This is a genomic window from Nocardia caishijiensis NBRC 108228 (assembly GCF_001612825.1).
GTDB classification, from domain to species: domain Bacteria; phylum Actinomycetota; class Actinomycetes; order Mycobacteriales; family Mycobacteriaceae; genus Nocardia; species Nocardia caishijiensis.
In genome coordinates this window covers 25,575-52,368 of the sequence record NZ_BDBE01000030.1, presented here as the reverse complement: position 1 = coordinate 52,368, position 26,794 = coordinate 25,575, and the positions used below count along the sequence as shown (strand labels likewise).

Below are 26,794 nucleotides of genomic sequence, written 5' to 3'. Positions count from 1 at the left end.
AAAGGTTCTCCATGCCTTCCCCACCCCCGTTGGAAGCCGCCGTCGCCCGGCTGGTCACCGATCTGGAGTACGACTCGATCCCGGCCGACGCGCTGGCCGGGGCTCGTCGGCTCATGCAAGACCAGCTGGCGGTGCAGATCGGCTGCGCGTCGCTGTCGTGGAGCCGGGCGGTGCTCGAGCTGACCAAGACCTCACATGCCCCCGGCTCCGCCCACGTCACCGCGTCAGGTGACGAAATGAGTGCCGCCGATGCCGCTTTCGTCAACGCGACGTACGGTCACGGCTTCGAGTACGACGACGCACACCGATCCAGCTCCAGCCACCCCGGCAGTGCGGTGGTCTCCGCGGCTGTCGCTGTCGGTGAGGAGCTCGGCGCCTCGATGGCGGAGGTCATCACCGGCATCGTCGCCGGGTACGAGGTCTACACCCGGATCGGCATGCTGGCCGCGCCGCAACTGCTCGAGCGCGGGTTCCATCCGCACGGGGTGTTGTCGGCGTTCGGTGCCGCCGCCGTCGTCGCGAAGATGCGTGGATTCGATGCCGAGCGCACCATCCACGCGCTGTCGATCGCGATGAGCCACAGCTCGGGAACCACCGAGTACACCTCGACCGGCGGCTCGGTGAAGCGGCTGCATTCGGGGATCGGTACCCGCAACGGCATTCGCGCCGCGGAGATGGCGGCGGCGGGCATCACCGGCCCGACCACGTTCCTCAGCGGCGGCAAGGGCTTCTACCGCACCTTCGTCGGACGCCCGGTCGCCGAGGACGCCGCCACATTGTTCGACCCGGCAGCCTCTTTCGAGATCACACGGGTGTGGATCAAGCCCTACTGCTGCTGCGGCATCAACCACGCCTACATCGACGGCGCCCAGCAGCTCACCACGCGGGCAGCCGAGGTCGAGTCCGTTCGGCTCGGCATCCAGTCCGGCGGTGACGTGATCATCGGTAACCAGAACGCCAACGCCTATGCCCCACAGATCATCGAGCACCTGCAGTACAGCCTGCCGTTCCAGTTCGCCTTGGCGATCCTGGGCCGCGGCAACGGCTTCCGCGCTCATCACGACTACATGGCCGGGCGTCTCGATCTCAGCGAGGGCAGTGAGGTCGCCGAGATGGCACGCCGGGTGAAGATCGAGGTCGACCCCGAGCTCGACGCCGAATACGCGGGACGCTGGATCGCCGATATCACGGTCACCTACCGCGACGGCTCCACCGAGCACGTCTTCGTCGACAACCCACGCGGCACCGCCGAGAACCCGATGACGCAGACCGACCTGGACGCCAAGTTCCGCGACCTCACCGTCGCCGATCTGGGTGCCGAACGCAGCGAGGCCTTGCTGACAGCGATCAACTCCGGGGATCCGGCCACCCCGGTCGGTGAGTTCGCCGCGCTGTTGCGCGTCTGACGCACCGCAAAAGCCTGGCCCGACTCGGATTCGAGTCGGGCCAGGCTTTTCACCTATCAGGGCATCAAGTACAAGCGTTCGTTCGGCAGACGTGGCAGGTCTGCGTAGTGCGCGGCCGCTACCGTGATGTCACAGAGATGGCGGCCGGCCACATCCTGGACGAAGACCAGCGCGGCCGTCAGACATGCCACGAATTCCATACGAATGGTGGCGAACTGGACCATCAGTCGAACATCGGGTTCGTGTGGGCATGGTGATCGCTTGTCGGATTTCATCGGGTGTCGACCTGCTTGTACTCGTCGTTCCACAATGACTGTGCCCCGGCGGGCCTGTTCGGTTCGCCGGGGCACGGTCGGTGCCTGAACGGTGATCAGGCGGTCTCGAAAGTGGCGGCCATACCTTGGCCGCCACCGATGCACATGGTGGCAAGACCACGGCCACCACCACGTCGGCGCAGTTCGTGCAGCAGGGTGGTGACCATGCGCACGCCCGTGGCGCCGATGGGGTGGCCGAGCGAGATGCCCGAACCGTTGACATTGAGCCGGTCGTGATCGCGCCAGCCCCAGCCCTCCAGCACCGCGAGGACCTGCACGGCGAACGCCTCGTTGACCTCGACGAGATCCATCGAATCGAGCAGCGAGACGGTATCGGTGCCCTGGCGCGCGGCGAGTTTCGCGACGGCGGGCACCGGGCCGATACCCATGCGGGAGGGCTCGCAGCCCGCGGCGGCCCAGCCGGTCAGGTAGCCGATCGGCTCGAGGCCGAGCGCGTCGAGCTGTTCTTCGGCGACCACGAGGAGCCCGGCGGCGGCATCGTTCTGCTGGCTCGAGTTTCCCGCGGTGACGGTGCCGTCGGGCATGATCGTGCGCAGCTTCGACAGGGTCTGTGGCGTGGAATCCGGGCGGATCCCCTCGTCGGCGGCGAACACCACCGGCTCGCCCTTACGCTGCGGCACGGTCACCGGAACCACTTCGTCGGTGAATCGTCCTTCCGCCCAGGCAGCGGCCGCCTTCTGGTGACTACGTGCGGCGAAGGCGTCGGCCTCTTCACGCATCAGACCGTAGTCCTGCGCGAGGTTTTCGGCCGTCTCGATCATTCCGGAGATCTTGCCGAACCGGGCCACCGGCTGGGAGCGTTCGCGGCCGCGGTCGAGTCGGTCGAACAGCTGCACGGTGCCCGCGCGGGCACCCCAGCGCGTGCTGGTCGAGTAGTACTCGATGCGGCTCATCGACTCGACACCACCGGCGAGCACCACATCGGCGGCGCCGGTCTGCACCATCATCGCCGAGGTGGCCAGGGCCTGCAGGCCACCGCCGCAGCGGCGGTCGAGCTGCATGCCGGGCACGGTGATCGGCAGCCCGGCGTGCAGCGCCAGCCAGCGGCCGACGCACGGCACTTCGGAGTTGGCGTAGGACTGGGCGAACACGACATCGTCGATGCGTTCGGGGTCGATCCCGGAACGCTCGATCACCGCGTTCACCACGGTGGCGCCCAGGTCCTCGACCGGTACGTCACGCAGGGAACCGCCGAAAGTACCGACGGGGGTGCGGGTGGGCGCGACGATCGCGGCCCGGCGCAGGGTTGACATCCATCGACTCCGATCAGATCGCGTTGCGCGCGATGAGCTGTGCGGCAATGACATTGCGCTGGATCTCGTTGGTGCCCTCACCGACGATCATCAGCGGCGCGTCGCGGAAGTAACGCTCCACGTCGTATTCCTTGGAGTAGCCGTAGCCGCCGTGCACGCGGATCGCATCGAGCGCGATCTGCATCGCGGTCTCGGACGCGAACAGCTTGGCCATGCCCGCTTCCATATCGGCACGCACGCCGGCGTCCAGTTTCTGGGCGGCGTCGAGGGTCAGCAGGCGAGCGGCGCGTTGCTTGGTCGCCATGTCGGCCAGCAGATTGCCGACGGATTGGTGCTTCCAGATCGGCTTGCCGAAGGACTCACGTTCCTGCGCGTAGCGCACCGCGGCATCGAGTGCGGCCTGGCCGACACCGAGCGCGCGTGAGGCGACCTGGATGCGCCCGACCTCGAGGCCGCGCATCATGTGGCTCCAGCCCAGGTGCGGCACGCCGCCGAGGATGGCGTCGTCGCCGACCTTGCGGCCGTCGAACACCAGCTCGCAGGCTTCCACGCCGCGGTAGCCGAGCTTGGGCAGCTTCTTGGAGATGATCATTCCGTCGCCGGGTTCCACCAGGATCACGCTCATGCCCTTGTGGGCGGGCGTGGCGTCGCGATCGGTGATACACAGCAGACCGATCAGCCCCGAGTGCGCGGCGTTGGAGATCCAGGTCTTGGAGCCGGTGATTGACCACTGGTCGCCGTCGCGCACGGCGACGGTGCGCATGGCCTGCAGGTCGCTGCCGCCCGCGGGCTCGGTCAGCGCCATGGTGGCGCGGATCGCGCCCTCGGCCATCTTCGGCAGGTACTTCGACTTCTGCTCCGGCGTGCCGAAAGTCTTGATGAGGTAGGTGATCACCGAGTGGCCACCGATGGCGCCCGCCAGGCTCATCCAGCCGCGCGCCAATTGCTCGGTGACACCGGCGAAGCAGGCGGTACTCACGTCGACGCCACCGAATTCGGCGGGCGCGAGCAGGCCGAAGAAGCCGAGCTTCTTCATCTCCTCGATGAACTCCTCGGGGTAGACATCGTCTTCCTCGAACTCGCGCACGCGGTTCTTGACCCGCTGGTCGACGAAGTCGGCGACCAGATCGACCATCTGCTGCTCATCGGCTGTGAGGCTCATGCCTACCCTTTCCTAGTTCACGCATAAAATATTATATCATTTCCAGAAACCGCGAGTTTCGAGCATGTGCACCGCACGGTCGCCACCGTGCAGAAAGTGCTCCTCGGTGACCGCGCGAGCCGTATCGGCGTCGCGGGCCAGCAGTGCCGCGAGGATCTCGCGGTGATCGCGGTCGGCGATGTCGGACCAGTCGTCGTGCGTCTCGTAGAAGCCGTGCGGACCGGCGCTGCCGAGCACCTTGAGTTCGGTGAGCAGGCGCCGGGATCCGCTCGCGCGGTTGATCATCCGGTGGAATTCGAAGTTCAGCATTTCGCGGTCCCGGCTCGACGCGGTCGTCATCCGATCCAGGATCACGCCCAGCGCGTCGAGCGAGGACACGCCGATACGCTCGGCCGCGCGGGCGGCGGCCAGCCCGGACACCACGCCGAGCAACCAGTAGTGGTCGCGCACATCGTCGCGTGTCATCGGAGCGACGAAAGCGCCACGCCGGGGCGGCATGTCGACGATGCTCTCCAGTTCCAGGGCGATCAGCGCCTCGCGCACCGGTAGCTTGCTGATGCCGAGCGAATCCGCGATCTCGTCCTGGTCGATCTTGTCGCCCGGACGCAGTTCGCCCGCGAAGATCCGGCGCCGGATCTCCTGGACGGCGCTGGTTTTGAGGCTGGTCGGCGGCGTGACGCGCGGCAGGTCCATCAGGTCTCGCTCGGCTGAGGGACCCGGGGAGCGAACTCGGCCCGGATCGCGTCGGTGTGCGCACCGAGCGCGGGCACCGAACCGTTGGTCACCGGCCAGTCCCGTGCCGTGCCCGGCGGCAGCAAGGCCGGTACCGGGCCGGACGGGGTGCCGATCTCGCGCCACCGGCCGCGTTCCCGCAGCTGGGGATGCTCGGCGAGCTCGCGCACGCCGTTGAGCCGTGCGTTCCCGATACCCGCCTTGTCGGCGGCGTCCTGAACTTCGGCGAGCGTCCTTGTCGCGCACCACTGTTCGACGATGGCGTCGACTTCGCCGCGACGCGCGACCCGGTCGTCGTTGTGCAGATAGCGCGGATCTTCGGCGAGTTCGGGGCAGCCCATGAGTTCGGTCATCCGCCGCCACTCCCGATCACTGGTCGTGCCGAGAACCGCGGTCTGCCCGTCCGAGGTCGGATACGCGCCGTACGGGGCGATCATCGGCGAACCCATTCCGACCGGCACCGGCTCGGTGCCCGCGTGCAGCACCTGGTTGAGCGCGAAGCCCATCATCTCCGAGACCACGTCGAGCATCGCGACCGGCACGACCGCGCCGCGGCCTGTGCGCTCACGGTCGTAGAGCGCGGCCAGGACCGCCGAATACGAGTACAGGGCCGTGCCGATGTCGGCCACGGGGATACCGGGTTTGGCCGGATATCCGGGTGTGCCGGTGATCGCGCACGAACCCGCCTCGGCCTGGATCAGCAGGTCGTAGGCGCGCTTGTGGTCGAGTGGACCGCCGCGGCCGTAGCCGGAGATGTCGACGATGATCAATCGGGGGTAGCGGCGCGTCAGCTCCTCGACACCGAGACCGAGCCGGTCCAGCGCGCCGGGGCCCAGATTGCTGACCAGCACATCGGCCCCCGCGAGCATCGCTTCGAGGACCGCGAGGTCATCGGCGTCCCGCAGATCGAGCGCCGCGGATTCCTTACCGTGGTTGAGCCAGGTGAAATGCGCCGACAGGCCGCCGACAACCGTGTCGTAATGCCGGGTCGAGTCACCATATCCCGGCTGCTCGACCTTGATCACCCGGGCGCCGAGATCGGCGAGGTGCCGGGTGCACAGCGGGGCGGCGATGGCTTGTTCGAGCCCGATCACCGTCACCCCGGACAGCGGAGCACGCGTGGGTTCGGTGCTCATGAGAACTTGGGCTCCCGCTTCTCACGGTGTGAGCCCACGCCCTCGACGACATCAGGGCCGCCGAAGTGGTAGAACTCGAGGCCGAGCGAGGCGTCGAAGATCGGCATCGCCTGGCGGTACCAGCCGTTGAGCGCCATCTTGGTGCCCTGGATACCGGCCCGCGAACCAGCCGCCAGCTTCTGCGCGATCTCCATTGCGCGGTCCTGGACCTGGTCGTCGTCGACGCACAACGACACCATGCCGATGCGCTCGGCCTCCTCGCCGGTGAGCACCTCGTTGGTCAGCAGGTGGTACTTGGCCTTGGCCATCGAGGTCAGCAGCGGCCAGCAGATCGCCGCGTGATCGCCTGCGGCCACACCGAGGCGCACGTGTCCGTCGACGATCTTGGCGCGGCGACCCGCCACCGAGATGTCGGCGAGCAGCGCCGCAACCAGCCCGGCGCCCGCGGCGGGACCGTTGATGGCGGAGATGATCGGCTGGGGCACCTCGATGATGTTGCGCACCAGATCCCGCGCCTCCCGCATCACCCGTGTCCGCGACGCGTAGTCACCGATCATGGCCTCGACCAGATCGAAACTGCCACCGGCGGAGAAGGCCCGCTCCCCCGCACCTCGGATGACGACGGCGCGCACCGATTCGTCGAGCGCGATCACCGGCCAGATGTCGGCGAGATGCCGGTGTGCCTCGGCACCGACGGAATTCAGGTTCGGGCCGTCGAGCACGATCCGCAGCACGCCGTCGGCGGGCCGGTCGATCGTCAACGACGAGAACTCCTCGTAACCGGGCACTTGTTGTCCTTTCATTCGCTGATCGACACCGCGTCGGCGCCGGTGGTGACCGCGGCGGTCGTCCACCGGGCCAGGATGTCGTCGAGGTCGCCGAGTCCGGTGGGCGGACACGACGGGGTGCGGGCCGGGGTCCGATCGAAGCGCGGCGCGGGCGCGGGGTGCAGTACTCCCGAAACCCGCTGGAACACACCACGTTCCACGTTGTGGGGATCCTCGGCGGCCTCGTCGAAGGTGAGTACCGGCGACACGCAGGCATCGGTGCCCCGGTAAACCTGCCACCACTCGTCGCGCGTCCGCTTCGACACCGCCGCGGCGATGAGTTCGCGCAGTCTCGGCCACTGTTCGCGGTCGTCCTGGCCCGGCCAGCTGGTGGTGTCGACATCGAGGCGGTTCAGGAACTCACGGTAGAAGTCGGGCTCGAGCGCTCCGACCGCCAGATACCGCCCGTCCGCACACCGGTAGGTGTCGTAGAACGGGGCGCCGGAGTCGAGGAAGTTGGTTCCCGGCTCGTCGGAGTACAGCCCGGCGGCACGCAAGCCCTGCAACTTGGCCGTCAACACGGCGACTCCGTCGACCATCGCCGCATCGATGACCTGACCACGACCCGTACGCCCGGCTTCGACCAGCGCGCAGGCGATGCCGAACGCGCCGATCGCCCCACCACCGGCGTAGTCACCCAGAAGGTTTATCGGCGGTCGCGGCGCTCCGCCTTCGGAGGCGAGGGCGTGCAAGGCGCCGGACTGCGCGACATAGTTGATGTCGTGCCCGGCGTCCTTGGCCCGGGGACCGGTCTGGCCGTATCCGGTGAGCCGGACATAGACCAGGCGGGGGTTGCGCGCGGTGGCGACCTCGGGGCCGAGACCCAGCCGCTCGGCGACACCGGGGCGATAGCCCTCGATGAACACATCGGCCGAATCGGCAAGGCGCAGAACACCTTCACGCCCTTCGGGGTCCTTCAGATCCACCGCCACCGACCCGACACCTCGGTTGACCACATCGGTCTCCTCGGTCAGGCCGACGGTCTGGCTCAGCTCACGCGCCGAGCGGTGCGGCGGCCGCACCACCCGAACGACGTCGGCGCCCATGTCGGCCAGCAGCATCGACACATAGGGCACCGGCCCCATGCCTGCCAGCACGACGACACGCACACCCGCCAACGGTCCCGTCATCGGTATTTCCCCTCCTAGTAGGAACGCGGTAGGCCGAGCACCTGCTGGGAGATGTAGTTGCGCACCATCTCCTGGGAGAACGGCGCGTTACGCAGCAGACGCACCTCCCGCCACAGCCGCTCGATGTGGTACTCCTTCGCGTAGGCGTACCCGCCGAGCGTGGAGAACGCGCGATCACACGCCTCGAAACCGGCTTCGGCCCCGAGGTACTTGGCCGCCGCGGCCTCGGGACCACACGGCAGGCCCGCGTCGAACAGTTCCGCCGCGCGCATGATCATGCCCTCGGCGGCTTCCAGGCGGATCCAGGAATCGGCCAGCGGGTGTGCCACGGCCTGGTTCTGGCCGATCGGGCGGTCGAACACCACCCGGTTCTTGGCGTATTCGGCGCCGATCTCCAGGGCGGCGCGACCAAGGCCGACACCTTCCATACCCACCACGATGCGCTCAGGGTTCAGTCCGTCGAGCAGGTAGTAGAAGCCCTTGTCGACCTCGCCGACGAGCCGGTCTTCGGACACCTCGAGGTTGTCGATGAACAGTTCGTTGGTGTCGATGGCGGCGCGGCCGAGCTTGTCGATCTCGCGGACCGTGACCCTCGAGCGGTCCATATCGGCGAGGAACAGCGACATGCCCCACAGCGGCTTGTCCTCACGCCGCGGCGAGGTGCGGGCCAGCAGCAGGATCTTGTGCGCGTTCTGGGCGTTGGTGATGAACACCTTCTGCCCGTTGATCACCCAACCGCCGTCGACCTTGGTTGCCTTGGTCTTGATACGCGAAGTGTCAACGCCCGCAGTGGGTTCGGTGACGCCGAATGCCATCAGCAGCTCACCGGAGGCCAGCTTGGGCAGGTACTCGCGTTTCATCTCCTCCGAGCCGTACTTCACGATCGGCGCGGGTGGGAAGGCGTAGAAGTGAATCGCCGAACCGCCGCTCATCCCGGCGCCGGAGGCCGAGATCTCACCGAGCATCACGGCGGTCTCCTTCAGACCCAGGCCGATGCCGCCGTACTCCTCGGGGATCATCGCACCGAGCCAACCACCAGCGGCGAAGGCTTTCACGAATTCCCAGGGGTATTCGTGTTTGTTGTCCTTGTCGAGCCAGTAGCTGTTGTCGAACTTGCGCGCGAGCTCACGCGTGGCCTGTCGGACGACTTCGACGTTGTCGTCGGTCGCTGTAGCGGCAGTCATTGCTACTCCTGTTCGTCGCCCGTGGACACGGGGATCGCTTCGAGTGGGGTGGCGGGGTCGAGGGAGGACATGTCTCCGGTCGGTGCCCCGAGATACCGGGACCGAATGGCCCGGCGCATGATTTTTCCGTTCTTGGTCTTGGGCAAGCTCTCCACCACGACGACCGAGGGAGCGAACGAGCGTCCCGCGTTACCGATCGCGGTGTCCTGCAAATCTTCCGGAGCCTGACCGGTGGAACGCAGCACGGCGAACGCGACCGCGCGCTGGCCACGCAGCTCGTCGGGCACGCCGATCACGGCGACCTCGGCGATCCGGTTGTCGCGCAGCAGCGCCGCCTCGATCTCCGCGGGACCGACCCGGCGGCCCGACAGTTTGATGGTGTCGTCGGAGCGGCCGTGGATGCGCCACATGCCCTGGTCGTCGATGCTGGCCAGGTCGCCGTGCACCCACACGCCGTCCCACTGGTTCCAGTAGGTGTCGAGATACCGGTCGCGGTCCTGCCAGAAGGCATGGGTCATGCCGGGGAAGGTGTTGCGGACCACCAGTTCACCGATCTCACCGACGACCGGATTGCCGTCCTCACCGAACACCGACGCGTCCACGCCGGGCAGTGCACCGGTGAAGGCGGCCGGGGCGGCGGGCAGGAACGGGTACCCGATCAGGATGCCGCCGCCGACCTCGGTGCCACCGCTGTAGTTCACGATCGGCCGGGTGCCGCCGCCGACCTCGGAGAACAGCCACCACCAGGTGGGTTCGTCCCAGGCCTCGCCGGTGGACACGAAGGTGCGCAGGCTCGGCATCGCATGGGTCACCTCCTCCCCCGCCGCCTTCAGCGCACGCGCCGCGGTGGGCGCGATACCGGCGACGGTGACACCGTTGCGTTCGATGATCTCCCACATGCGGTGCGCGGTGGGGTGCGTCGGCAAGCCCTCGATCATCACGATCGTCGCGCCGAGTTGCAGCGGGCCGGTCATCAGCATGGGGCCGACCAGCCAGCCGAGGTCGGTGATCCACGAGACGACGTCGCCTTCGTGCACGTCGAAGCCGTAGCCGAAGTCGACCGCCGTCTTCACCGCGAAACCACCGTGGGAGTGCACGATGCCCTTGGGGCGACCGGTGGTACCCGAGGTGTAGACGATGGTCAGCGGATCGTTGGACTCGGTCTCGGCGGTCGGCACCGGGGCCGGGTCCGCGTCCAGTTCGTCGTAGTACACGTCGCGACCCGCGCGCATCGGCACCTCGGTGCCCAGATGCCGCACGACGACGACCTTGGCCACGGTCGGCGCCGATTCCAGCGCCGCGTCGGCGGTCGCCTTCAGTTCGACCCGCTTGCCGCGCCGCGTCGTCCCGTCCGCGGTCACCAGCAGCACCGCTTCGGAATCCTGCAGGCGGGTGGCGAGCGCATCAGGCGCGTAACCACTGAAGGTGGGTACCGAGACGGCCCCGATCATCGCGATCGCGAGGAAGGCCACCGCGGCTTCGGGCACCACCGGCATGAACAGCACCACCCGGTCACCGCGCCGGACACCCAGCTCGGTGAGGTTGGCGGCGAAACGCCGCACCTGGTCGTCGAGTTCGGCGAAGGTCAGCGTGCGCCGTTCGCCCTCGTCGCCCTCGTAAACCACCGCTAGGCGATCGGCGGCGGAACCTCGTGCATGCCGGTGCGCGGCCAGCTGCGCGATATTGACGCCGCCGCCGGTGAACCACCGGGGGAACGGTTTCCCGGCCGACTCGTCGACGACGCGGTCGAACGGGACCGAGAAGTCCACGCCCAGGTCGGTTGTCGCGGCCCGCCAGAACCATTCGGGCTCGGCGATGGCTCGCTCGTTGAGCGCGGCGACCGCTGCCGCGTCGTCACCGAATCCCCAGGCGCGCATCGCCGCGAGCAGACGGCTGCGCTCACGGATCTGTTCGTCGGGCACCCAGGCCGGCTGCTCGGCAGGCTGAACGTCCACCATGACGTGTCCTCCTCGTTGCTGGTTCGTCGTGTGGCGGATCAGGCCTGCTCGGCCGGACGCTTCATCATCAGGCCGACACGCAGGGCGTCGCACACCACCTCGTCGCGCTGGTTGATCCCGAGGTGACGGAAGGTCACGATGCCGGAGTCGTTGCGGCTCTTGGATTCCCGCTTGTTCTCGATCTTGGTCTGCACGTGGATGGTGTCACCGTGGAACACCGGCTTGGGGAACTTGATCTGCTCGAAGCCCAGGTTGCCGAGGGTGGTGCCCTGCGTGGTCTCCGGCACGGTGATACCCGAGACCAGGCCGAGGATGAACAAGCTGTTCACCAGGCGCTGGCCGTAGATCGAGTTCTTGCTGTACTCCGCGTCCAGGTGCAGCGGGGCCAGGTTCAGCGTCATCACACTGAAGAAGGTGTTGTCGGCCTCGGTCACCGTGCGGCGGGTGGGGTGGTCGATGACCATTCCCGGCTCGAACTCCTCGAAATACAGGCCAGCCATGTCGCGTCCTCTCGGAATATATTATGTACTAGACGGTGTCGAACGGATGCTACCTCACCGTTCGGCTCATCATATATTATATCATTGTATATTATATCTAGTATCAGCCTCAACCACAGAGGAGCCGTGAGTGTCCGAACTCAGTGCCGAGGACTTCGAGCCGATCCTGGCTCACGTCCGCACGTTCATCCGTACCAAGGTCGTCCCGCGCGAGCAGGAGATCCTGGAGACCAACGCGATTCCCGACGACATCCGGCAGGCCGCTGCCGAGATGGGCCTGTTCGGGTACGCCATCCCGCAGCAGTGGGGCGGCCTCGGCGTCGATCTCACCCAGGATGTCGAGCTGGCCATGGAGTTCGGCTACACCTCGCTGGCGCTGCGTTCGCTGTTCGGCACCAACAACGGCATCGCCGGTCAGGTGCTGGTCAACTACGGCACCGACGAACAGAAGAAGCAGTGGCTCGAGCGGATCGCCTCGGGCGAGGTGCTGGCCTCCTTCGCGCTCACCGAGCCCGGCGCGGGTTCCAATCCCGCCGGTCTGCGCACCCGTGCCCGCCGCGACGGTGACGACTGGGTGATCGACGGCCAGAAGCGGTTCATCACCAACGCGCCGCTGGCCGACCTGTTCGTCACCTTCGCCCGCACGGCCGAGCCGGGTCCCGACGGGCCCGGGATCGCGGTGTTCCTGGTACCCGCCGATACACCGGGTGTCATCGTCGGACCCAAGGACGCGAAGATGGGTCAGGAAGGTGCCTGGACCGCCGACGTCACGTTCACCGACGTCCGAGTGCCCGCCGACGCCCTGGTCGGTGGCTCGGAGGATGTCGGCTACAAGGCCGCGATGGCCTCGCTCTCGCGTGGTCGCGTGCACATCGCCGCACTGTCGGTCGGTACCGCGCAGCGCGCCCTCGACGAATCCGTCGCCTACGCCGCCACCGTCACCCAGGGTGGTACGCCCATCGGCGACTTCCAGCTGGTCCAGGCGATGATCGCCGACATGCAGACCGGCGTGATGGCAGGCCGCGCGCTCGTGCGCGACGCCGCCGCCAAGTACGTCTCCGGCGAGGACCGCCGCATCTCGCCCTCGGTGGCCAAGCTGTTCTGCACCGAGATGGTCGGCCGCGTCGCCGACAACGCGGTGCAGATCCACGGCGGCAGCGGGTACATGCGTGAGGTGACCGTCGAGCACATCTACCGCGACGTGCGCCTGCTGCGGCTGTACGAGGGCACCAGCGAGATCCAGCGCCTGATCATCGGCGGCGGGCTCGTGCGCGAAGCGAAGAAGCGCGCGTGAGCGCCGGAACCACAACGGATCTGGCGACCCGGATCCGCGACGCGTCGACCCTGCTGTTCGTTCCGGCCGACCGGCCCGAACGCTTCGCCAAGGCCGCTGCGGCGGGTCCGGGTCTGGTCGTCCTCGATCTCGAAGACGCCGTGGCACCCGATGCGAAGGACGCCGCCCGTGAACACGCCGTCGCCTGGATCGAAGCAGGCAATGCGTGCGCGGTCCGTATCAATGCTGTCGGAACCGCCTGGCACGTGCACGATCTCGCCGCGCTGGCACCGCTGTGCTGCGCGGTCGTGCTACCCAAGGCCGATATCGGCAACCTCGACGGTGTCATCGATGCCCTCACCGAGGCTCGGGCCAGCGCACCCTACCGCCCGAAAGTCGCCAGCAGCCGACCCCTGCTGATCGCCTTGATCGAGACGGCCGCAGGGGTGTCGCATTCCGCGGCCGTCGCGGCCACGCCGGGCGTGGACCGGCTCGCGGTCGGGACCTTCGATCTGGCCGCCGAACTCGGTGTCGATCCCACCGACCGCGAAGCACTCGCCGGGACCAGGCACGCGCTGGTCCTCGCTTCCGCGGCCGCAGGCCTGCCCGGCCCGATCGACGGCGTCACCGGCGTCGTCGACGATGCCGCCCTGGTCGAAGATGATGCTCGCTACGGCAAACGGCTCGGTTTCACCGGCAAACTGTGCATCCACCCGCGCCAGCTCCACCCGGTAGCGACCGCGTTTCGCCCGACCGATGCCGAACAGGCCTGGGCCCGCAAGATTGCCGCCGCGATCACCGACACCTCGGGTGTCGCCGTGGTCGACGGTGCCATGGTCGACAAGCCCGTACTCGACCGTGCCCGCCGCATCCTGGCGCAGCTCGACGCCACCACCGACAGTGAGGAAAAGCCATGACCGGACCACTTCTGGCCGACAAGACCGCCGTCGTCACCGGCGCCGCCCAGGGCATCGGCTACGCCATCGCCGAACGATTCGTCGCCGAGGGCGCGCGCGTGGTCATCGGTGACATCGATGGCGACGCCGCCCAGGCCGCCGCGGACAAGCTCGGCGGCGCGACCGTCGCCCGCGGTGTTCGCTGCGATGTCACCGTCGCCGACGACGTCCAGGCCCTGATCGACGCGGCCGCCGAATCCTTCTCCCCCGTCGACGTGATGGTCAACAACGCGGGTATCACCCGCGACGCGACCATGCGCAAGATGACCGAGGACCAGTTCGACCAGGTCATCGCCGTCCATCTCAAGGGAACCTGGAACGGCACCCGACTGGCCGGTGCGGTGATGCGCGAACGCGGCAGCGGCGCCATCGTCAACATGTCGTCGCTGTCGGGCAAGATCGGTCTGCCCGGTCAGACCAACTACTCCGCCGCCAAGGCGGGCATCGTCGGCCTCTCCAAGGCTGCCGCGAAAGAGCTCGCGCACCTGGGTGTGCGGGTCAACGCCATCCAGCCCGGCCTGATCCGCACCGCCATGACCGAGGCCATGCCGCAGAAGGTGTGGGATCAGAAGATGGCCGAGATCCCGCTCGGCCGGGCCGGTGAGATCGACGAGATCGCCACGGTGGCATTGTTTCTCGCCTCCGACATGTCCTCGTATATGACGGGCACGGTGCTCGAGGTGACCGGCGGGCGGTTCATGTGAGCACCACCCCCGCCTGGCAACCCCACCTCGAGACCTCCACCGAGCTCCTCGATCCCGCGCCGGTGGCAGCGCTGGCCGCACTGCTCGACGACGGTCTGCCCGTTCCGGGCCCCGGCGACACCTTGCCACCGCTGTGGCACTGGGTAGCCCTGCCCCGCTGGGCCGCCTCCGGCGTGCTCGGCCCCGACGGCCACCCGCGGCGCGGTTCGTTCCTGCCCCCGGTGGATCTGCCGCGCCGCATGTTCGCCGGTGGCGAGATCCGTTTCCACGCACCACTTCTCGTCGGCAGCACGGTTCGCCGTGAGGCCGAAGTGGTGTCGGTGACCGAGAAGAACGGGCGCTCCGGGGCACTGGTCGTTGTCGATGTGCAGATCCGGTTGTTCGACGACACAGGGCAACTCGCGATCGAGGAATCGCAGAACCTGATCTATCGGGAGGCAGCGCCCGAACCGGACCGCGCTGCGGAAATCCCGTCCGCCGAGGACACCCTGCCCGGTCCCCCACTGCACCGAATCGCGGATGACGCGTGGGAACTGCGCACCGATCCCTCGCTGCTGGCCCGGTTCTCCGCGGCGACCGCGAACGCACACCGCATCCATTACGACTGGCCCTACGCCACCGGCGTGGAGGGGTACCCGGGGCTGGTCGTCCACGGGCCCTTGCAGGCGATCGCGTTGGCCGAGATCCACCGGCTGATGCACGGGGCGCCGGTGCGGGGGTTGCGTCATCGCGGCCGGGCACCGCTGTTCTGCGGTCAGCGGGCCCGTCTGCTCGCCACCGAGGTCCCCGACGGTGTCGCACTCGAATTGTTCGGTCCCGGTGGGGAATCCGCCGGTCCGAATGCCACCGTCGACCTCACCACCGATTAGCCAGGAGACATCGTGACCCGCGTTTTCACCACTCTCGACGAGGTCCGCGCCGCAGTCGGTGAACCGATCGGCCCGAGCGAACCGTTCCTCGTCGACCAGACACGGATCTCCGCGTTCGCCGTTGTCACCGACGACGAACAGTGGATTCATGTCGACCCGGTGCGCGCCGCGACCGGCCCCTACGGGAGCACCATCGCGCACGGGTATCTCACGTTGTCGCTGATCTCGCACTTCCGGCCGGAACTGATCGACTTCAGCTTCGGTTCGGCACGGGTGAACTACGGCGTCAACAAGGTTCGTTTCCCCGCTCCGCTGCGCGCCGGGTCGAACCTGCGGGCCACGGTCACGATCACCGACGTTACCGAAACCGCCGCGGGAGCGGTGGTGACGGCGAAGTACGTACTCGACGGTGGCGAGGCCAAGCCGGCCTGTGTCGCGGAGACAGTCCTGCTGATCGTGAGCTGATCGGCCGCACGAAAAAGCGGGGGTGGCCACGGCCACCCCCGCTTTCGTCTGCCTGTCAGGCGTTGGCTGCCACGGCGTCGGCCAGGGCGATGACACCCTCGGCCGTCTTCACGTGGGCGAGATCGATGTGCTGGCCTTCGAAGTCGACCGCCGCGCTACCGGCTGCCTCGGCTTCGTTGAAGGCCGCGATCATGCGCCTGCAGTAGTCGACAGTCTCCGGCGACGGCGAGAACACTTCGTTGGCGATCGCCACGTGCGAGGGGTGGATCGCCACCAGACCGCGATAGCCGAGCTGCCGGTTGTCCAGGCAGAAGCGCCGCGCGCCCTCGAGGTCCTTGATGTCCTGCCACACCCCGGTCACCGGGTGGTGCAGTCCGTTCGCCTTGGCCGCCAGGATGATCCGGCTGCGCAGGTACAGCGTCTCCAGGCCGGCGGGGGTGAACTCGAAGCCGAGTTCACGACCCACGTCGGCGTTGGGTCCGGTGGCGCCGAGCAGCGAGGCCACGCGGGGGCTGGCGCCCGCGATGTCCTCGCAGTGCGCCATCGACACCGCGGTCTCGAACGACACGATCAGCTGGACCGTTCCGACCTCGATGCCCTCACGCTGCTCGATGTGGCTCAGCACCGCGTCCAGCCGGACGATCTCGTCGGCGGTGAACACCTTCGCCAGGAACAGCCCGGCCAGGCCAGGCCGCACGATGGCTTCCAGGTCGCCGCCGAGCAGACCGCTCACCTCCGGATTGGCCCGCACCCACAGGTCGGGACGCACACCCTCGGCGGTGAGACGGTCGATCGTGGCCGCGACCGTGCCGCGCGCCTCGACCTTGTCCGCGGCGGGCACCGAGTCCTCGAGGTCGAGGATCAGCGCGTCGGCCCCGGAGGCGACACCCTTGTCGGCCCAGGACCCCTTGTGACCGGGGACGAAGAGCATCGAGCGGTACGGTTTCATCGTGTGCCTCCCTTGGCAGCTGTGCGAGTCTCCTCAATATAATATATGTAATATCATTGCTGCACGGCCACCACCGCGTTCGCGCCGTCGGCGAAGATCAGCCCGGTGTCGACGGACTCCTCGCCCGTCCGGGTCAGCCGCCCGTCGGGCGCCATCGCGTACGGATGTACACGCGCGGTGATACCGACAGTGAGGGTGTCGATCAGGAAGAGCCGCTGCGATTCCGAGTCGACCACGACGCGGCCGGGCAGGGTGCCCGCCGGTGTCGGATACGGCGCCCCGGGCAGCGGGATCAACGCTCCGTTCTCCGCGATCTCGTAGCCGCCGATCTTTCCGGCCATCGCCTCGGCGATGTACATCCGGCGGCTGTCCGCGGTGAACTGGGCGGCGTGCGGCAACGACATCAGCCCGGTGCTGAAGGGTGACCCCGGCACGGGGTTCAGTTGCCCGTCGGTGCCGATCGCATAGCCCGAGATAGTGCCGCTCGCCTCATCGCTGACGTAGAGGAACCTGCCGTCCGGCGTCACACCGGGCAGGGTCGACATCAGCCCCGACCCGATGGAATCGACGAGGGTCAGCGCGCCGTCGGGGCCGACGGCGAAACTGAAAGTCGTCGCCTGCAGCCAGCCGACGGCGAAAACGAAACGGCCGTCCGGTGAGATCGCCATCTGACTGAGCCCGCTCACCCCGGGTACCTGAACCGTGCCGGTGAACACCAGCCCGCCGGTGGCGGTAATCGAATAGGTGCGGATCTCGTTCGTCACCGAACCGCTCGTCACATACAGCCGCTTCCCGTCGGGCGCGACCACGGCACCGACGCCGGGAGCGCCCAACTCGAGGTTCGCCTCGGGTATCGGGGTGAGAACGCCGTCGCCGCCGAGGCGGAATCCGTTCACAGTGCCCGACACCGTGTTCGTCGAGTAGACGTAGCGGCCGTCCGGCGTGACCGTCACCGCGAGCGAACCGGTCCCGGACGCGAACGGTGAGCCGGGCACCGTCGACAACCTGCCCGCGTCGTCGAGGCCGAGCACACTGATACTCGGTGACGCCGTCCCGCCGATCACCAGAAACCTGGTACCGGAATCCGCCAGGGCGACCGAGGAATTCAGCCAGCTTCCCGAGACGAGCGCGAGCGACACAGCGAGACCGGCGGCCGCACGCCGGGGACGAAAACGCTGAGTGGAGAACATGGGTACAACCTCCGACCGACCGATGAGCACCGCTGCTCCCCGATCGAATAGACATGCGCGATCTGCGCGGGAACGAATCGGGCGACAGTGTTTGTCTGTCGCCCTTTTCCCGATCGACGTTAAGCAGCTTTCTGTGCACGCGATGTCCAAGAATATGGACAGCGGATAGTTTTCGGAGAATACGAGTTCCGGATATCGCCGAGCAGCGTGAAAGGCCCCGCCGACCGAAGTCGACGAGGCCTTTCCGGTGAAGTTACGGTGCCGAACAGGAGAAATCAGTTGCCGAGCCCCGGGATATCGGCCGGTTCGTTCTCGAGCACCAGCGTTTTGGTTTCCAGGAAGGGCAGCAGACCTTCCGATCCGCCTTCTCGACCGACGCCCGACAGCTTGAAACCGCCGAAGGCGATCGAGAAATCGGTACGCGGACCGTTCTGACCGACGGTGCCGGTGCGCAATTTGCGCGCCACCCGATAGGCCCGGTCGGTGTCGTTGGTGAAGACCGCGGCGTTGAGACCGTACGGGTTGTCGTTGGCCAGCGCGACGGCGTCGTCCTCGTCCTTCGCCGCGATGACAGCCAGGACGGGCCCGAAGATCTCCTCGGTCGCGATCACCGATCGGTTGTCTACACCGGCGAAGACCGTCGGCTCGACGAAGAAGCCCCGATCGAGCCCGGCCGGGCGGCCACCGCCGGTCACCAGACGCGCCCCGTCGGCCTTGCCTGCGGCGATGAAGCTTTCGACGCGTTCGCGTTGGCGGGCGGACGCGAGCGGTCCCATCGTCACACCTTCCTCGAACGGGTCACCCACGCGAACGGCGCTCATCGCGGCACCGAGCGCGTCGACGAGTTCGTCGTGACGCTTCTCGGAAACGATGACGCGTGTCAGGCTGTGACAGACCTGGCCCGCCAAGTAGCTGATGCCACCGGCGAGCACCGTTGCCGCCGTCCCGATGTCGTAGTCGTCGAGCACCAGAGCGGGCGATTTGCCGCCGAGCTCGAGAGTGCAGCGCGCCATGCGGTCGGCACAAATCGCGCCGATCGTGCGGCCGGCCACCGTGGAGCCGGTGAATGTCACCTTGTCGACGCCGGGGTGGCGAACCAGCGTCTCCGATACCTGCCGGTCTGCCGTCACCACATTGATCACGCCCGGCGGCAGTCCGACCTGGTCGCAGATCTCGGCGAACAGGTAAGCCGAGGTCGGAGCCTCCTGCGGTGGCTTCAGCACGATCGAGCATCCGGCGAGCAGTGCGGGGGCGCACTTGTAGGCCATCAGGCCGGCGGGCCCGTTCCAGGGGACGATGGCCGCGACCACGCCGACCGGTTCACGCACCAGCAGACCGGAGCCCCCGGCCGCAGGCGTGTGCGACTCCCGGAACGGGAACGTTTCGGCCAGGTCGGCATAGGCATTGAACGCACCCGACAGGAACAGCGGAAGCCTCGTCTTGGCCAGCGAATACACGATGCCCGACTCGATCGACCAGAGCCGGGCGAAATCGTCACCGCGCCTGGTCAATTCGGCCGCGATCGCGCGCAGGTAACCGGCGCGCTCGGCGGGCGACAGCAACGGCCACGGACCTGTGTCGAAGGCCTTGCGCGCCGCCCGCACCGCGGCATCCACGTCTTCGACGCTCGCCGCGCCGACGGCGGTGACGACCTCCTCGGTACTGCAGTTGACGACCTCGAAGGTCTCCGACGACGACACCGGCACCCAGTTGCCATCGATATAGGACGCCTCGGGGTGCGCGGGCAGCACACCCGCCGCAACCGACTTCGTCATTGAAAGTCCTCTCACCGCTGTGACGCATGTAACGTAGTTAAATATATACTATATTTAGCATCGGTACACCAGGCTGTTGACCAGGCACAACGTGAGTAGGCGAAGGATCCTTGCGCTGATTCCTTCGGGATCAGGCCGTGGACTTGCGGGCCTCTTCGGCCCAGAGACCCTGCTTCTCCAGCATGGCGACCAGTTCGTCGGCACTGGACATGATGTGGTCGCGCATCAGCGAATTGGCGGCCTTGGGGCGACGCTTCTGCAGCGCCTCGAGGATCAGCGGGTGATCGCGCAACACGTCCTCACCATGCCCCTCGATACTGATGTAGAAGCGATTCGGCAGTTGCCTGACGACTGTCGCCAACAGCATCGACAACCGGCGCGAGTCCGCCGCCAGGTTGATCGAGCGATGGAACTCGTGACCGTAGGTGACGAGCGCGTCGTCGGACCCGTTCTCGGCCGCCCGCGCATGCGCTTCGACCACCTCGGCGAGATGATCGAGTTCACGCTGGGAGATCGACTTGGCGGCCCGGCTCGCCAGTTCACCGGCCATCGTCGCCTGCGCCCAGAACAGGTCGCGCACATCCTGTTTGCTGAACTGCGACACCATGAATCCGCGTCGCGGCACCAGCTCGACGAAACCTTCGCCACTGAGCAGCAGCAGACCTTCGCGGACCGGGGTGTTGCTGACACCGACTGCCTCGGCGATCGGTTCGATCCGCAGGAACTCACCGGGCCGCACCCGGCCCGAGATGATCAGTTCACGAACGTAGGTCGCGACATCCTCCGACAGCTGATGGCGCTGCTTGTTCGCACTGCGGGGCAAACGCTGCAGGGTGGTTTCCATCGGGGTCCTTTCGGTCGCCTGTTCATGCATTATGCCTCATATGTGACATCAACCCCACGCGTGACACCAAAGTTCTGAGCATTTGTCCAGTTGAGGGTGTCCAAATTGCTGGACACCCGATGTCGCGAGCCCGGCTTAGGCTCGCCGAACGTCGCCCTATATCCAGGCGAACACCCGGCAAGCTCCAGCGGGCCGGGGTCGAAGAAACGCAGGATGGGAGTTCACGAGGTGAACCAGACAATCACCCGGATGGTCGACTCCGCAGTGACCACGCACAGCGCTTCCGGCGAGGTGCGTGAACAGCTACTCGTCCTGGCCTCCCGATCTTTCGCCTCGGCCAGCAAGCTCGGTGATGACGGCGAGGCGGTGGCAGGTCTGGAACGGGCGGTGGCCACGTGCGTCCGACTGGGCGTCGACCTCGATACAACGTTGTCGATCGTCATCGGAGCGATCGAGTTGGTCGTCGACGCCGCGCCCGCCGGATCCCCCTTCGCCGCCGGTTCCGGGCAGATACTGCGGACGGTCCGCGTGGCCACCGGGATCGTCGCTCGCGTCTACGGGCAGGAGGGCCACCCGACCGCCGACAGCGTCGAAGCAGCACAGGAAGTCGCCGCCGCACTGCTGCGCGGCGATTCGTCGAAAGTACTCGGACAGTGCAACCAGATAGCTGTCGCCGACACCTACGCGGTCATCGCCGTCCACTTGCCCGCACGGCGCGGCAGACCACACGACGCGCCGCGTAGCCTGGCCGAACCGATCGTGGCGCGGCTGTATTCGGAGCTGCGTCGCCGCTTCGGCCCGAGTGCGCTCGCGCTGCTCGGCGCCGCAGGCGCGACGGTTCTCGTTCCCGACACAGCGTTCGGCGAGTTCACGGCCCTCACCGGCTTCATCGAGGCACTCCGTACCGCGGAGGGCAATATCCCCACCGGGGTGATGATGTGTGCGCCGACCGCCGACGTGCCGACGGTGGCCGAACAGGTGCACGCCGCCCTTGACGTCGTCACCCGACTCGGGATGACAGAGCGTCTGCATCGCTTCAGTGACATCGCGGTGGAATACCAGCTCACCCGCCCCGGCCCCGGACGCGACGCCCTGTCGACCTTGCTCGACCCACTCGAGGACTACCCCGACCTGATCGAGACTCTGCGGACCTACGTGGAGACCGGACTCGACCGGCGTCGCACGGCCCGCCGACTGCACCTGCACCCCAACAGCGTCGACTACCGGCTCAAGCGGATCTTCCGGCTCACCGGCTTCGACACCACCGACCCCACCGGGCTCTGGAACCTGCGCTCGGCCTTGGTCATTCGCGATCATCACACCGAATACACCGCCATGCGCGCCTGATCGGGCGTCGGCGCCACATCGGGCGCCGACGCTGCGCCCACACTCAGAAGGTCGCGGTCTCGAAGACGACCCGGTCGTTCTTGATGTGGTACGTCTCGGTCGCGGTCTTGCCGTTGCCCAGATCGAAGGCGAGATACACGTACTCGCCCACCGCCTCCTTACGCGTGAACGTGGGGGCCGCCGCAGTGTCGAGCTCTTGGGCTCCCGCGGCCATCAGCGTCGCGAGGAACGCTTTCATAGCGGCCTTTCCGATCAACGGCTCCGGCGCCAGCGTGGTGATGATGACCGTGTCCTCGGAGTAGTCCGCGGCGATCGTGTCGATGTCGCGCGTGCTCATCGCGGCGATGTGCCGGTCGACGACCGCCATGGACGCCGCGGCGATCTCGTCTACATCAGAAGTCTTGCTCATGTGCTGCTGACCCATCTCTCATCGGCGGAACGGGGGGCCGTCATCGCCGGTCCATATCGCTCAAATCTCTTGACCCCAGAGCGATTCCAGGAGACTACGGTCACCCACCGCCGCAATCTGTCCAGAAATTGGACAGTCCGAATATCCTGCGGGATCTGATCGTGCAGAAGGGCCCCGCGATTGCTCTCGCAGGGGCCCCTCGGGGTTATGAGTAGCCCGTGCTATCCGAAGACCGGGCTGTCCGCGACAAAACTCGCGAATCGCAAGCTTCGGGTCTGCCACCGCTCGTCGCGTTTGACGAACTCGAACGCGTATGCCCCCGAGAGCAGTACCCGGGTGCCGTCGGCGGTGAGGCGGAAGTAGAAGACGTCGGTGGCCGCTGTCGCCACCTCGCCCTGCACGTCGATAACTGGATTGGTGATGTGGTGATGACACTGCGGCACTTCCCGCCACACTTTCCGCACCAATTCGCGAACCCCGTCGATGCCGTGCCCCTCACCGCGCGGAAGCAGATAGTCGGCATCGTCGGCCCAGATACTCATGAAGGTATGCTCGTCCTTCTTGTCGATTCCGTGGCAGTACTTCGCCATCAGAGTCTTTATCTGCTCGAGGTCGACGACCCACTGGATCTTCTGTGCCAGGTCGTCGTTGAGGTCTGCCATAGTTGATCGAACTTTCCAGAGTCGGGATCGAAGTGTTCTCGCGCCGTCAGCGGTCGAGCAAGGTGACGACCGATTTGGTCTCGAGGTATCCCTCGAGCGCGTCGGGACCGTTCTCTCTGCCCCACCCGGACTGCTTGAAGCCGCCGACCGGCATCTGAACACCACCGGCGCGGTGGATGTTCACGCCGATGCGGCCACCGCGCAGCCGACGGGCGACGCGATGAGCCAGCGAGACATCGCGCGTCCACACGCTGCCCGCCAGGCCGTATTCGGTGTCGTTGGCCGAGGCGATCGCGGCGTCGACATCGGTGAACGACATCGCCGCGATCACCGGACCGAAGATCTCCTCGCGGACGATCCGCATGTCCGCGGTCGCGTCGGCCATGACGGTCGGCGCGTAGTAGAAACCGCGCCCCGCCAAGCGCTTTCCGCCACTGACGACGCGTGCACCCGCTGCTCGGCCGTCCTCGACGTACCCGGCGACACGGTCGAGTTGACGCTGGGAGACCAGCGGGCCGAGCAGCGCGTCCGGATCGGTGCCGTAGCCGACTTTCATACTCCGGCCCTGCTCCGCGATGCCCTCGACCAGCTCGTCGTAGACGTCGGCGTGCGCGAACAACCGCGTGCCCGAGGTGCAGATCTGGCCCGAGTTCCAGAACACACCGATCGCGATACCAGCCGCTGCGGCGGCGATGTCGGCGTCGGGCAGCACGATCACCGGCGACTTGCCGCCCAATTCCAGCGACACCTTCTTCAGATTGCCCGTGGCCGCGGCGACGATCTTGCGGCCCACCTCGGTGGAGCCGGTGAAGCTGATCTTGTCGATGCCCAGATGCTCGGCGAGCGCCGCGCCCGTCGCCCTGAAACCGGTGACGACGTTGACGACACCCGCCGGAACGCCCGCCTCGAGCAGAATCCGACCGAGGGCCAGCGCTGAGAGGGGTGCTTCCTCCGAGGGCTTGAGCACACACGCGCACCCCGCCGCCAGCGCGGGCGCCAGCTTCATCGACATGGCGATCAAGGGCGCGTTCCACGGCACGATCATGGCCGCGACGCCGACAGGTTCGCGGTAGGTCGCGCCCTGCAGCCGACGTTCGGCGGTCCCGATCTCGACGGTGGTGCCCTGGATCTTGTCCGCCCAGCCCGCGTAGTAGCGGAACTGGTTGACCGCCTCGGCCACCATCAATTTCGCCTGGGAGACAGGCATTCCGACGTCGAGACTCTCCAGCCGAGCCATCTCCTCGGACTTCGCCTCGAGCAGGTCGGCCACCCGCCACAGCACCACACCGCGCTGGGCCGAGGACAGACGCAGCCAGCGTTCCTCGTCGAAGGCGCGCCGGGCCGCGGCGACCGCCGCGTCGACATCAGCGGCGCCTGCCTCGGCGACCCGGCCGACGACTTCTTCGGTGCCAGGGTCGATCACCTCGAATGTCGAACCCCCCGCGGCGGGCACCCACTCACCATCGATGAGCAGGTGCCCGACGTCGGAACCCAACACCGACCGCACCACTTCTTCCACTGCCACGCCCGAGCTCATGCGTGATCGTGGATGTAGGGAACCGGGTGCGGGATCTTGGTGCCCGGCGGCGGACTCTGCACCGCGTTCGGGTCACCCGAGACCAACTCGACCAGGTAGCCGTCCGGATCGGCGACCATGGCCAGCGTGACGGGGCCGAAATCAGTGAACTGACCTTTGATCATGAGATTCTCCGTTGGATCTTTCGACCACGAGCCCTGCAGTCGGGCGCGCGGGTTCCGGGGCAAGCGTGCTACTCGGCGGACGGTGGGGTGCCGAGCACCAAGCCGTAGGCGCGACGGCTGACGTCACCGGACAGGTCGAGGGTGATGCCCTTGTCCTGGGTGAACTCGTCGAGTGCGTCCGGACCGAGCTCACGGCCGGTGCCGGACTGTTTGAAGCCGCCGAACGGCAGGTACTGGGAGATGTTGTGGTAGTCGTTGATCCACACCGAACCGGCCTCGATCTGACGGGCGACCTCGAGCGCGCGCTGGTTGTCGCGGCTCCACACCGCGGCGGCCAAGCCGTACTCGGTGTCGTTGGCGATCTTGATCGCCTCGTCCTCCGACTCGTACTTCAGCACCGAGAGCACGGGGCCGAAGATCTCCTCGCGGGCGATGGTCATGTCATTGGTGACGCCGGTGAACACCGTCGGCTCCACCCAGAAGCCCTTCTCGAAGCCTGCGCCGGTCGGCACGCCGCCACCGGCGACGACGGTGGCGCCCTCGGCCTTGCCCTTCTCGATGTAGCCGAGGATCCGCTCGTGCTGGGTCTTGTTCATCACCGCGCCGATGTCGGTGGCCGGATCCAGCGGACTGCCGATCTTCAAGGTCTTCAGCCGTTCGACCAGACGGGCGACGAACTCGTCGTGGATCGACGCGGGCAGCAGCAGCCGGGTGCCGGACTCACACGCCTGACCCGCGTGCAGCAGGAAGGCATAGATCGAACCGTCCACCGCCGCAGTCAGATCGGCGTCGTCGAGCACGATGTTCGGGCCCTTGCCACCGAGTTCGAGCAGCACGCGCTTGACGGTGCCCGAGGCGTCGGCCATCACCTGACGACCGGTGGCGGTGGAGCCGGTGAACGACACCAGCCGCACGTCGGGGTGCTTCACCAGATGGGCACCGACCGTCGGGCCGTCACCGACGACGATGTTGAGCGCGCCGTCGGGCAATCCCGCGTCCTTCAGCAGCTGGGCCAGCTCGAGGGCGAAGATCGGGGTCTTCTCGTCGGTCTTGAGGACCACGGTGTTGCCCGCCGCCAGCGCCGGAACGGACTTCCACACGGCGATGACCGCCGGGAAGTTCCACGGCACGATGCCCGCGCACACACCGACCGACTCCTTGCGGATGAAGCTCGCCGAAAGCACTTGCCCGGCAACAGGTCCCGAGCGTTCCCACTCGTAGGTGCGGGTCAGCTCCGCGTAGTGACCAAGGTGCATCAGCGGGAAGCCGACACCGATCGCGCCCGCCAACCGCACCGGCATGCCGGTCTCCCTGGCGCTCAGCACCGCCAACTCGTCCATCTTGCCGCTCAGCGCGGCGACTACGCGGTCGATCACGGCTGCCCGCTCGGCGGGCGGGGTATTGCGCCAGACACCGGACTCGTGGGTCCGCTTGGCAGCGGCGACCGCCGCGTCGACGTGGCTGGTGTCGGCCTGCGCGACGGTGACCACGACCTCTTCGGTGGCCGGGTCGATCACCGGAATCGCGGTGTCGGTATCGACCCACGCACCATCGATGAACAGCCGGTAGTGCGGCACACCGTCACGGTCGACAGCGGCGGTTTCGGGGAGGGTGGCAGTCATTTCTCACCTTATGTATCGAGTTGCCGGAATATCCGGCCGGGCGGGAATGGGTGAATGGTTCGGTCGTCCGCCGAGCAAATGTTGCCGATGCGTAGCGGCACTGTTCCGACGCTAGGGAAATGCAGATCACATGAGTGTCCAGATTCTTGGACACTCACTTCGGGTGAACTGCTATGGACCGGCTACCAGCATCAATGCTGCGGAAAACAGGAGCCCGGTGCACGAGGAGCAGCGATCCAGTCAACGGACGCGGCTTGCCGGCTAGCCGATCGGCACATCGGCGACCAGACGGGGACGTTCACGCTGCACCTCTCCTGTTGAGTCGGCGGCGCTGATCAGCCGAATTGTCGCGCTGTCGATCGCGAAAGTCGCCGTCGCGTCGCGAGCAGACACCGGGAGGGAGAT

At 67.1% G+C, this 26,794-nt stretch carries 26 protein-coding genes; 7 read left to right on the top strand and 19 right to left on the bottom strand.

The window, feature by feature from the left end; genetic code table 11:
- Window positions 1-11: 11 nt before the first annotated feature.
- The gene (locus NC7_RS13500; RefSeq protein WP_067982884.1) at window positions 12-1,406 is read left to right on the top strand and encodes an MmgE/PrpD family protein; all 1,395 of its coding nucleotides are present in this window, start codon (window positions 12-14) and stop codon (window positions 1,404-1,406) included.
- A 56-nt stretch (window positions 1,407-1,462) separates the two neighbouring features.
- Here NC7_RS13500 and NC7_RS29115 read toward each other — a convergent pair whose 3' ends face one another.
- The 10 genes from NC7_RS29115 to NC7_RS13455 all read right to left on the bottom strand — a co-directional run bounded on the left by NC7_RS29115 (window position 1,463) and on the right by NC7_RS13455 (window position 11,623).
- Window positions 1,463-1,681 (bottom strand): hypothetical protein, encoded by a 219-nt coding sequence (locus NC7_RS29115; RefSeq protein WP_157101987.1) that lies wholly within the window; start codon window positions 1,679-1,681, stop codon window positions 1,463-1,465.
- A gap of 95 nt (window positions 1,682-1,776) precedes the next feature.
- Entirely contained in the window at window positions 1,777-2,994 is a 1,218-nt protein-coding gene (locus NC7_RS13495) for an acetyl-CoA C-acetyltransferase (RefSeq protein ID WP_201449881.1), read from the bottom strand.
- A gap of 13 nt (window positions 2,995-3,007) precedes the next feature.
- Window positions 3,008-4,156 (bottom strand): acyl-CoA dehydrogenase family protein, encoded by a 1,149-nt coding sequence (locus NC7_RS13490; RefSeq protein ID WP_067982880.1) that lies wholly within the window; start codon window positions 4,154-4,156, stop codon window positions 3,008-3,010.
- Window positions 4,157-4,192: 36 nt separating this feature from the next.
- Window positions 4,193-4,849: a GntR family transcriptional regulator gene (locus NC7_RS13485; protein ID WP_067982876.1), complete on the bottom strand. Its 657-nt coding sequence runs from the start codon at window positions 4,847-4,849 to the stop codon at window positions 4,193-4,195.
- Window positions 4,849-6,024, bottom strand: coding sequence for a CaiB/BaiF CoA transferase family protein (locus tag NC7_RS13480; RefSeq protein ID WP_067982873.1), 1,176 nt, complete (start codon window positions 6,022-6,024; stop codon window positions 4,849-4,851). The genes NC7_RS13485 and NC7_RS13480 overlap by 1 nt, the downstream gene beginning before the upstream one ends.
- Window positions 6,021-6,812, bottom strand: coding sequence for an enoyl-CoA hydratase/isomerase family protein (locus NC7_RS13475; protein ID WP_157102025.1), 792 nt, complete (start codon window positions 6,810-6,812; stop codon window positions 6,021-6,023). The genes NC7_RS13480 and NC7_RS13475 overlap by 4 nt, the downstream gene beginning before the upstream one ends.
- Window positions 6,813-6,823: 11 nt before the next feature.
- Window positions 6,824-7,981 carry a CaiB/BaiF CoA transferase family protein gene (locus tag NC7_RS13470; RefSeq protein ID WP_067982870.1) on the bottom strand — a complete coding sequence of 386 codons (1,158 nt, stop codon included), beginning with the start codon at window positions 7,979-7,981 and terminating at the stop codon, window positions 6,824-6,826.
- A gap of 14 nt (window positions 7,982-7,995) precedes the next feature.
- On the bottom strand, window positions 7,996-9,165 hold the full coding sequence (locus tag NC7_RS13465; RefSeq protein WP_067982866.1) for an acyl-CoA dehydrogenase family protein: 1,170 nt from the start codon (window positions 9,163-9,165) through the stop codon (window positions 7,996-7,998).
- A gap of 2 nt (window positions 9,166-9,167) precedes the next feature.
- Window positions 9,168-11,123 carry an AMP-binding protein gene (locus NC7_RS13460; RefSeq protein ID WP_067982863.1) on the bottom strand — a complete coding sequence of 652 codons (1,956 nt, stop codon included), beginning with the start codon at window positions 11,121-11,123 and terminating at the stop codon, window positions 9,168-9,170.
- A 38-nt stretch (window positions 11,124-11,161) separates the two neighbouring features.
- Window positions 11,162-11,623 (bottom strand): MaoC family dehydratase, encoded by a 462-nt coding sequence (locus NC7_RS13455; RefSeq protein WP_067982860.1) that lies wholly within the window; start codon window positions 11,621-11,623, stop codon window positions 11,162-11,164.
- A 130-nt stretch (window positions 11,624-11,753) separates the two neighbouring features.
- Between NC7_RS13455 and NC7_RS13450 the strand changes: the two genes are divergently transcribed.
- From NC7_RS13450 to NC7_RS13430, 5 genes are read left to right on the top strand one after another with little or no spacing between them, the layout of a single operon-like run.
- Window positions 11,754-12,917 carry an acyl-CoA dehydrogenase family protein gene (locus NC7_RS13450; RefSeq protein WP_067488555.1) on the top strand — a complete coding sequence of 388 codons (1,164 nt, stop codon included), beginning with the start codon at window positions 11,754-11,756 and terminating at the stop codon, window positions 12,915-12,917.
- Entirely contained in the window at window positions 12,914-13,813 is a 900-nt protein-coding gene (locus tag NC7_RS13445) for an HpcH/HpaI aldolase/citrate lyase family protein (RefSeq protein ID WP_236573422.1), read from the top strand. The genes NC7_RS13450 and NC7_RS13445 overlap by 4 nt, the downstream gene beginning before the upstream one ends.
- Window positions 13,810-14,556, top strand: a complete 747-nt coding sequence (gene fabG, locus NC7_RS13440; protein ID WP_067488557.1) for a 3-oxoacyl-ACP reductase FabG — start codon at window positions 13,810-13,812, stop codon at window positions 14,554-14,556. Before NC7_RS13445 ends, fabG begins: the two co-directional genes overlap by 4 nt.
- On the top strand, window positions 14,553-15,425 hold the full coding sequence (locus NC7_RS13435; protein ID WP_067982857.1) for an HTD2 family dehydratase: 873 nt from the start codon (window positions 14,553-14,555) through the stop codon (window positions 15,423-15,425). The genes fabG and NC7_RS13435 overlap by 4 nt, the downstream gene beginning before the upstream one ends.
- Before the next feature lie 12 nt (window positions 15,426-15,437).
- The gene (locus NC7_RS13430; RefSeq protein WP_067982854.1) at window positions 15,438-15,890 is read left to right on the top strand and encodes a MaoC family dehydratase; all 453 of its coding nucleotides are present in this window, start codon (window positions 15,438-15,440) and stop codon (window positions 15,888-15,890) included.
- A 55-nt stretch (window positions 15,891-15,945) separates the two neighbouring features.
- On the opposite strand, the gene NC7_RS13425 is transcribed toward NC7_RS13430, so the two are convergent.
- From NC7_RS13425 to NC7_RS13410, 4 genes are all read right to left on the bottom strand, one after another.
- Window positions 15,946-16,839, bottom strand: a complete 894-nt coding sequence (locus tag NC7_RS13425; RefSeq protein WP_067982851.1) for an HpcH/HpaI aldolase/citrate lyase family protein — start codon at window positions 16,837-16,839, stop codon at window positions 15,946-15,948.
- 53 nt (window positions 16,840-16,892) lie between these two features.
- Window positions 16,893-18,029 (bottom strand): lactonase family protein, encoded by a 1,137-nt coding sequence (locus NC7_RS13420; RefSeq protein ID WP_157101986.1) that lies wholly within the window; start codon window positions 18,027-18,029, stop codon window positions 16,893-16,895.
- 275 nt (window positions 18,030-18,304) lie between these two features.
- Complete coding sequence (locus tag NC7_RS13415; RefSeq protein WP_067982845.1) at window positions 18,305-19,804, bottom strand: aldehyde dehydrogenase; 1,500 nt, start codon at window positions 19,802-19,804, stop codon at window positions 18,305-18,307.
- Window positions 19,805-19,934: 130 nt separating this feature from the next.
- Window positions 19,935-20,648, bottom strand: a complete 714-nt coding sequence (locus tag NC7_RS13410) for a GntR family transcriptional regulator (RefSeq protein ID WP_067982841.1) — start codon at window positions 20,646-20,648, stop codon at window positions 19,935-19,937.
- Between the two features lie 249 nt (window positions 20,649-20,897).
- Between NC7_RS13410 and NC7_RS13405 the strand changes: the two genes are divergently transcribed.
- Window positions 20,898-21,995, top strand: coding sequence for a PucR family transcriptional regulator (locus tag NC7_RS13405; protein ID WP_159372866.1), 1,098 nt, complete (start codon window positions 20,898-20,900; stop codon window positions 21,993-21,995).
- Window positions 21,996-22,038: 43 nt separating this feature from the next.
- Here the strand turns inward: NC7_RS13405 and NC7_RS13400 are convergent, their stop codons facing one another.
- The 5 genes from NC7_RS13400 to NC7_RS13385 form a co-directional block, all read right to left on the bottom strand.
- Window positions 22,039-22,404: a nuclear transport factor 2 family protein gene (locus NC7_RS13400; RefSeq protein ID WP_159372865.1), complete on the bottom strand. Its 366-nt coding sequence runs from the start codon at window positions 22,402-22,404 to the stop codon at window positions 22,039-22,041.
- Window positions 22,405-22,625: 221 nt separating this feature from the next.
- Entirely contained in the window at window positions 22,626-23,066 is a 441-nt protein-coding gene (locus NC7_RS13395) for a nuclear transport factor 2 family protein (RefSeq protein ID WP_067982834.1), read from the bottom strand.
- Between the two features lie 46 nt (window positions 23,067-23,112).
- Window positions 23,113-24,603, bottom strand: a complete 1,491-nt coding sequence (locus tag NC7_RS13390; RefSeq protein ID WP_067982830.1) for an aldehyde dehydrogenase family protein — start codon at window positions 24,601-24,603, stop codon at window positions 23,113-23,115.
- On the bottom strand, window positions 24,600-24,767 hold the full coding sequence (locus NC7_RS29110; protein WP_157101985.1) for a hypothetical protein: 168 nt from the start codon (window positions 24,765-24,767) through the stop codon (window positions 24,600-24,602). The genes NC7_RS13390 and NC7_RS29110 overlap by 4 nt, the downstream gene beginning before the upstream one ends.
- Before the next feature lie 68 nt (window positions 24,768-24,835).
- Window positions 24,836-26,389, bottom strand: coding sequence for an aldehyde dehydrogenase family protein (locus tag NC7_RS13385; protein ID WP_067982827.1), 1,554 nt, complete (start codon window positions 26,387-26,389; stop codon window positions 24,836-24,838).
- Window positions 26,390-26,794 lie beyond the last annotated feature (405 nt).

Bases quoted from the DNA above. Each gene is read 5' to 3' on its own strand.
- NC7_RS13395 (WP_067982834.1), bottom strand. From the start codon at position 23,066: ATGGCAGACCTCAACGACGACCTGGCACAGAAGATCCAGTGGGTCGTC.
- NC7_RS13500 (WP_067982884.1), top strand. From the start codon at position 12: ATGCCTTCCCCACCCCCGTTGGAAGCCGCCGTCGCCCGGCTGGTCACC.
- NC7_RS13415 (WP_067982845.1), bottom strand. From the start codon at position 19,804: ATGACGAAGTCGGTTGCGGCGGGTGTGCTGCCCGCGCACCCCGAGGCG.
- NC7_RS13485 (WP_067982876.1), bottom strand. From the start codon at position 4,849: ATGGACCTGCCGCGCGTCACGCCGCCGACCAGCCTCAAAACCAGCGCC.
- NC7_RS13495 (WP_201449881.1), bottom strand. From the start codon at position 2,994: ATGTCAACCCTGCGCCGGGCCGCGATCGTCGCGCCCACCCGCACCCCC.
- NC7_RS29110 (WP_157101985.1), bottom strand. From the start codon at position 24,767: ATGATCAAAGGTCAGTTCACTGATTTCGGCCCCGTCACGCTGGCCATG.
- NC7_RS13470 (WP_067982870.1), bottom strand. From the start codon at position 7,981: ATGACGGGACCGTTGGCGGGTGTGCGTGTCGTCGTGCTGGCAGGCATG.
- NC7_RS13390 (WP_067982830.1), bottom strand. From the start codon at position 24,603: ATGAGCTCGGGCGTGGCAGTGGAAGAAGTGGTGCGGTCGGTGTTGGGT.
- NC7_RS13490 (WP_067982880.1), bottom strand. From the start codon at position 4,156: ATGAGCCTCACAGCCGATGAGCAGCAGATGGTCGATCTGGTCGCCGAC.
- NC7_RS29115 (WP_157101987.1), bottom strand. From the start codon at position 1,681: ATGAAATCCGACAAGCGATCACCATGCCCACACGAACCCGATGTTCGA.
- fabG (WP_067488557.1), top strand. From the start codon at position 13,810: ATGACCGGACCACTTCTGGCCGACAAGACCGCCGTCGTCACCGGCGCC.
- NC7_RS13385 (WP_067982827.1), bottom strand. From the start codon at position 26,389: ATGACTGCCACCCTCCCCGAAACCGCCGCTGTCGACCGTGACGGTGTG.
- NC7_RS13420 (WP_157101986.1), bottom strand. From the start codon at position 18,029: ATGTTCTCCACTCAGCGTTTTCGTCCCCGGCGTGCGGCCGCCGGTCTC.
- NC7_RS13410 (WP_067982841.1), bottom strand. From the start codon at position 20,648: ATGGAAACCACCCTGCAGCGTTTGCCCCGCAGTGCGAACAAGCAGCGC.
- NC7_RS13460 (WP_067982863.1), bottom strand. From the start codon at position 11,123: ATGGTGGACGTTCAGCCTGCCGAGCAGCCGGCCTGGGTGCCCGACGAA.
- NC7_RS13400 (WP_159372865.1), bottom strand. From the start codon at position 22,404: ATGAGCAAGACTTCTGATGTAGACGAGATCGCCGCGGCGTCCATGGCG.
- NC7_RS13465 (WP_067982866.1), bottom strand. From the start codon at position 9,165: ATGACTGCCGCTACAGCGACCGACGACAACGTCGAAGTCGTCCGACAG.
- NC7_RS13455 (WP_067982860.1), bottom strand. From the start codon at position 11,623: ATGGCTGGCCTGTATTTCGAGGAGTTCGAGCCGGGAATGGTCATCGAC.
- NC7_RS13405 (WP_159372866.1), top strand. From the start codon at position 20,898: ATGGTCGACTCCGCAGTGACCACGCACAGCGCTTCCGGCGAGGTGCGT.
- NC7_RS13480 (WP_067982873.1), bottom strand. From the start codon at position 6,024: ATGAGCACCGAACCCACGCGTGCTCCGCTGTCCGGGGTGACGGTGATC.
- NC7_RS13425 (WP_067982851.1), bottom strand. From the start codon at position 16,839: ATGAAACCGTACCGCTCGATGCTCTTCGTCCCCGGTCACAAGGGGTCC.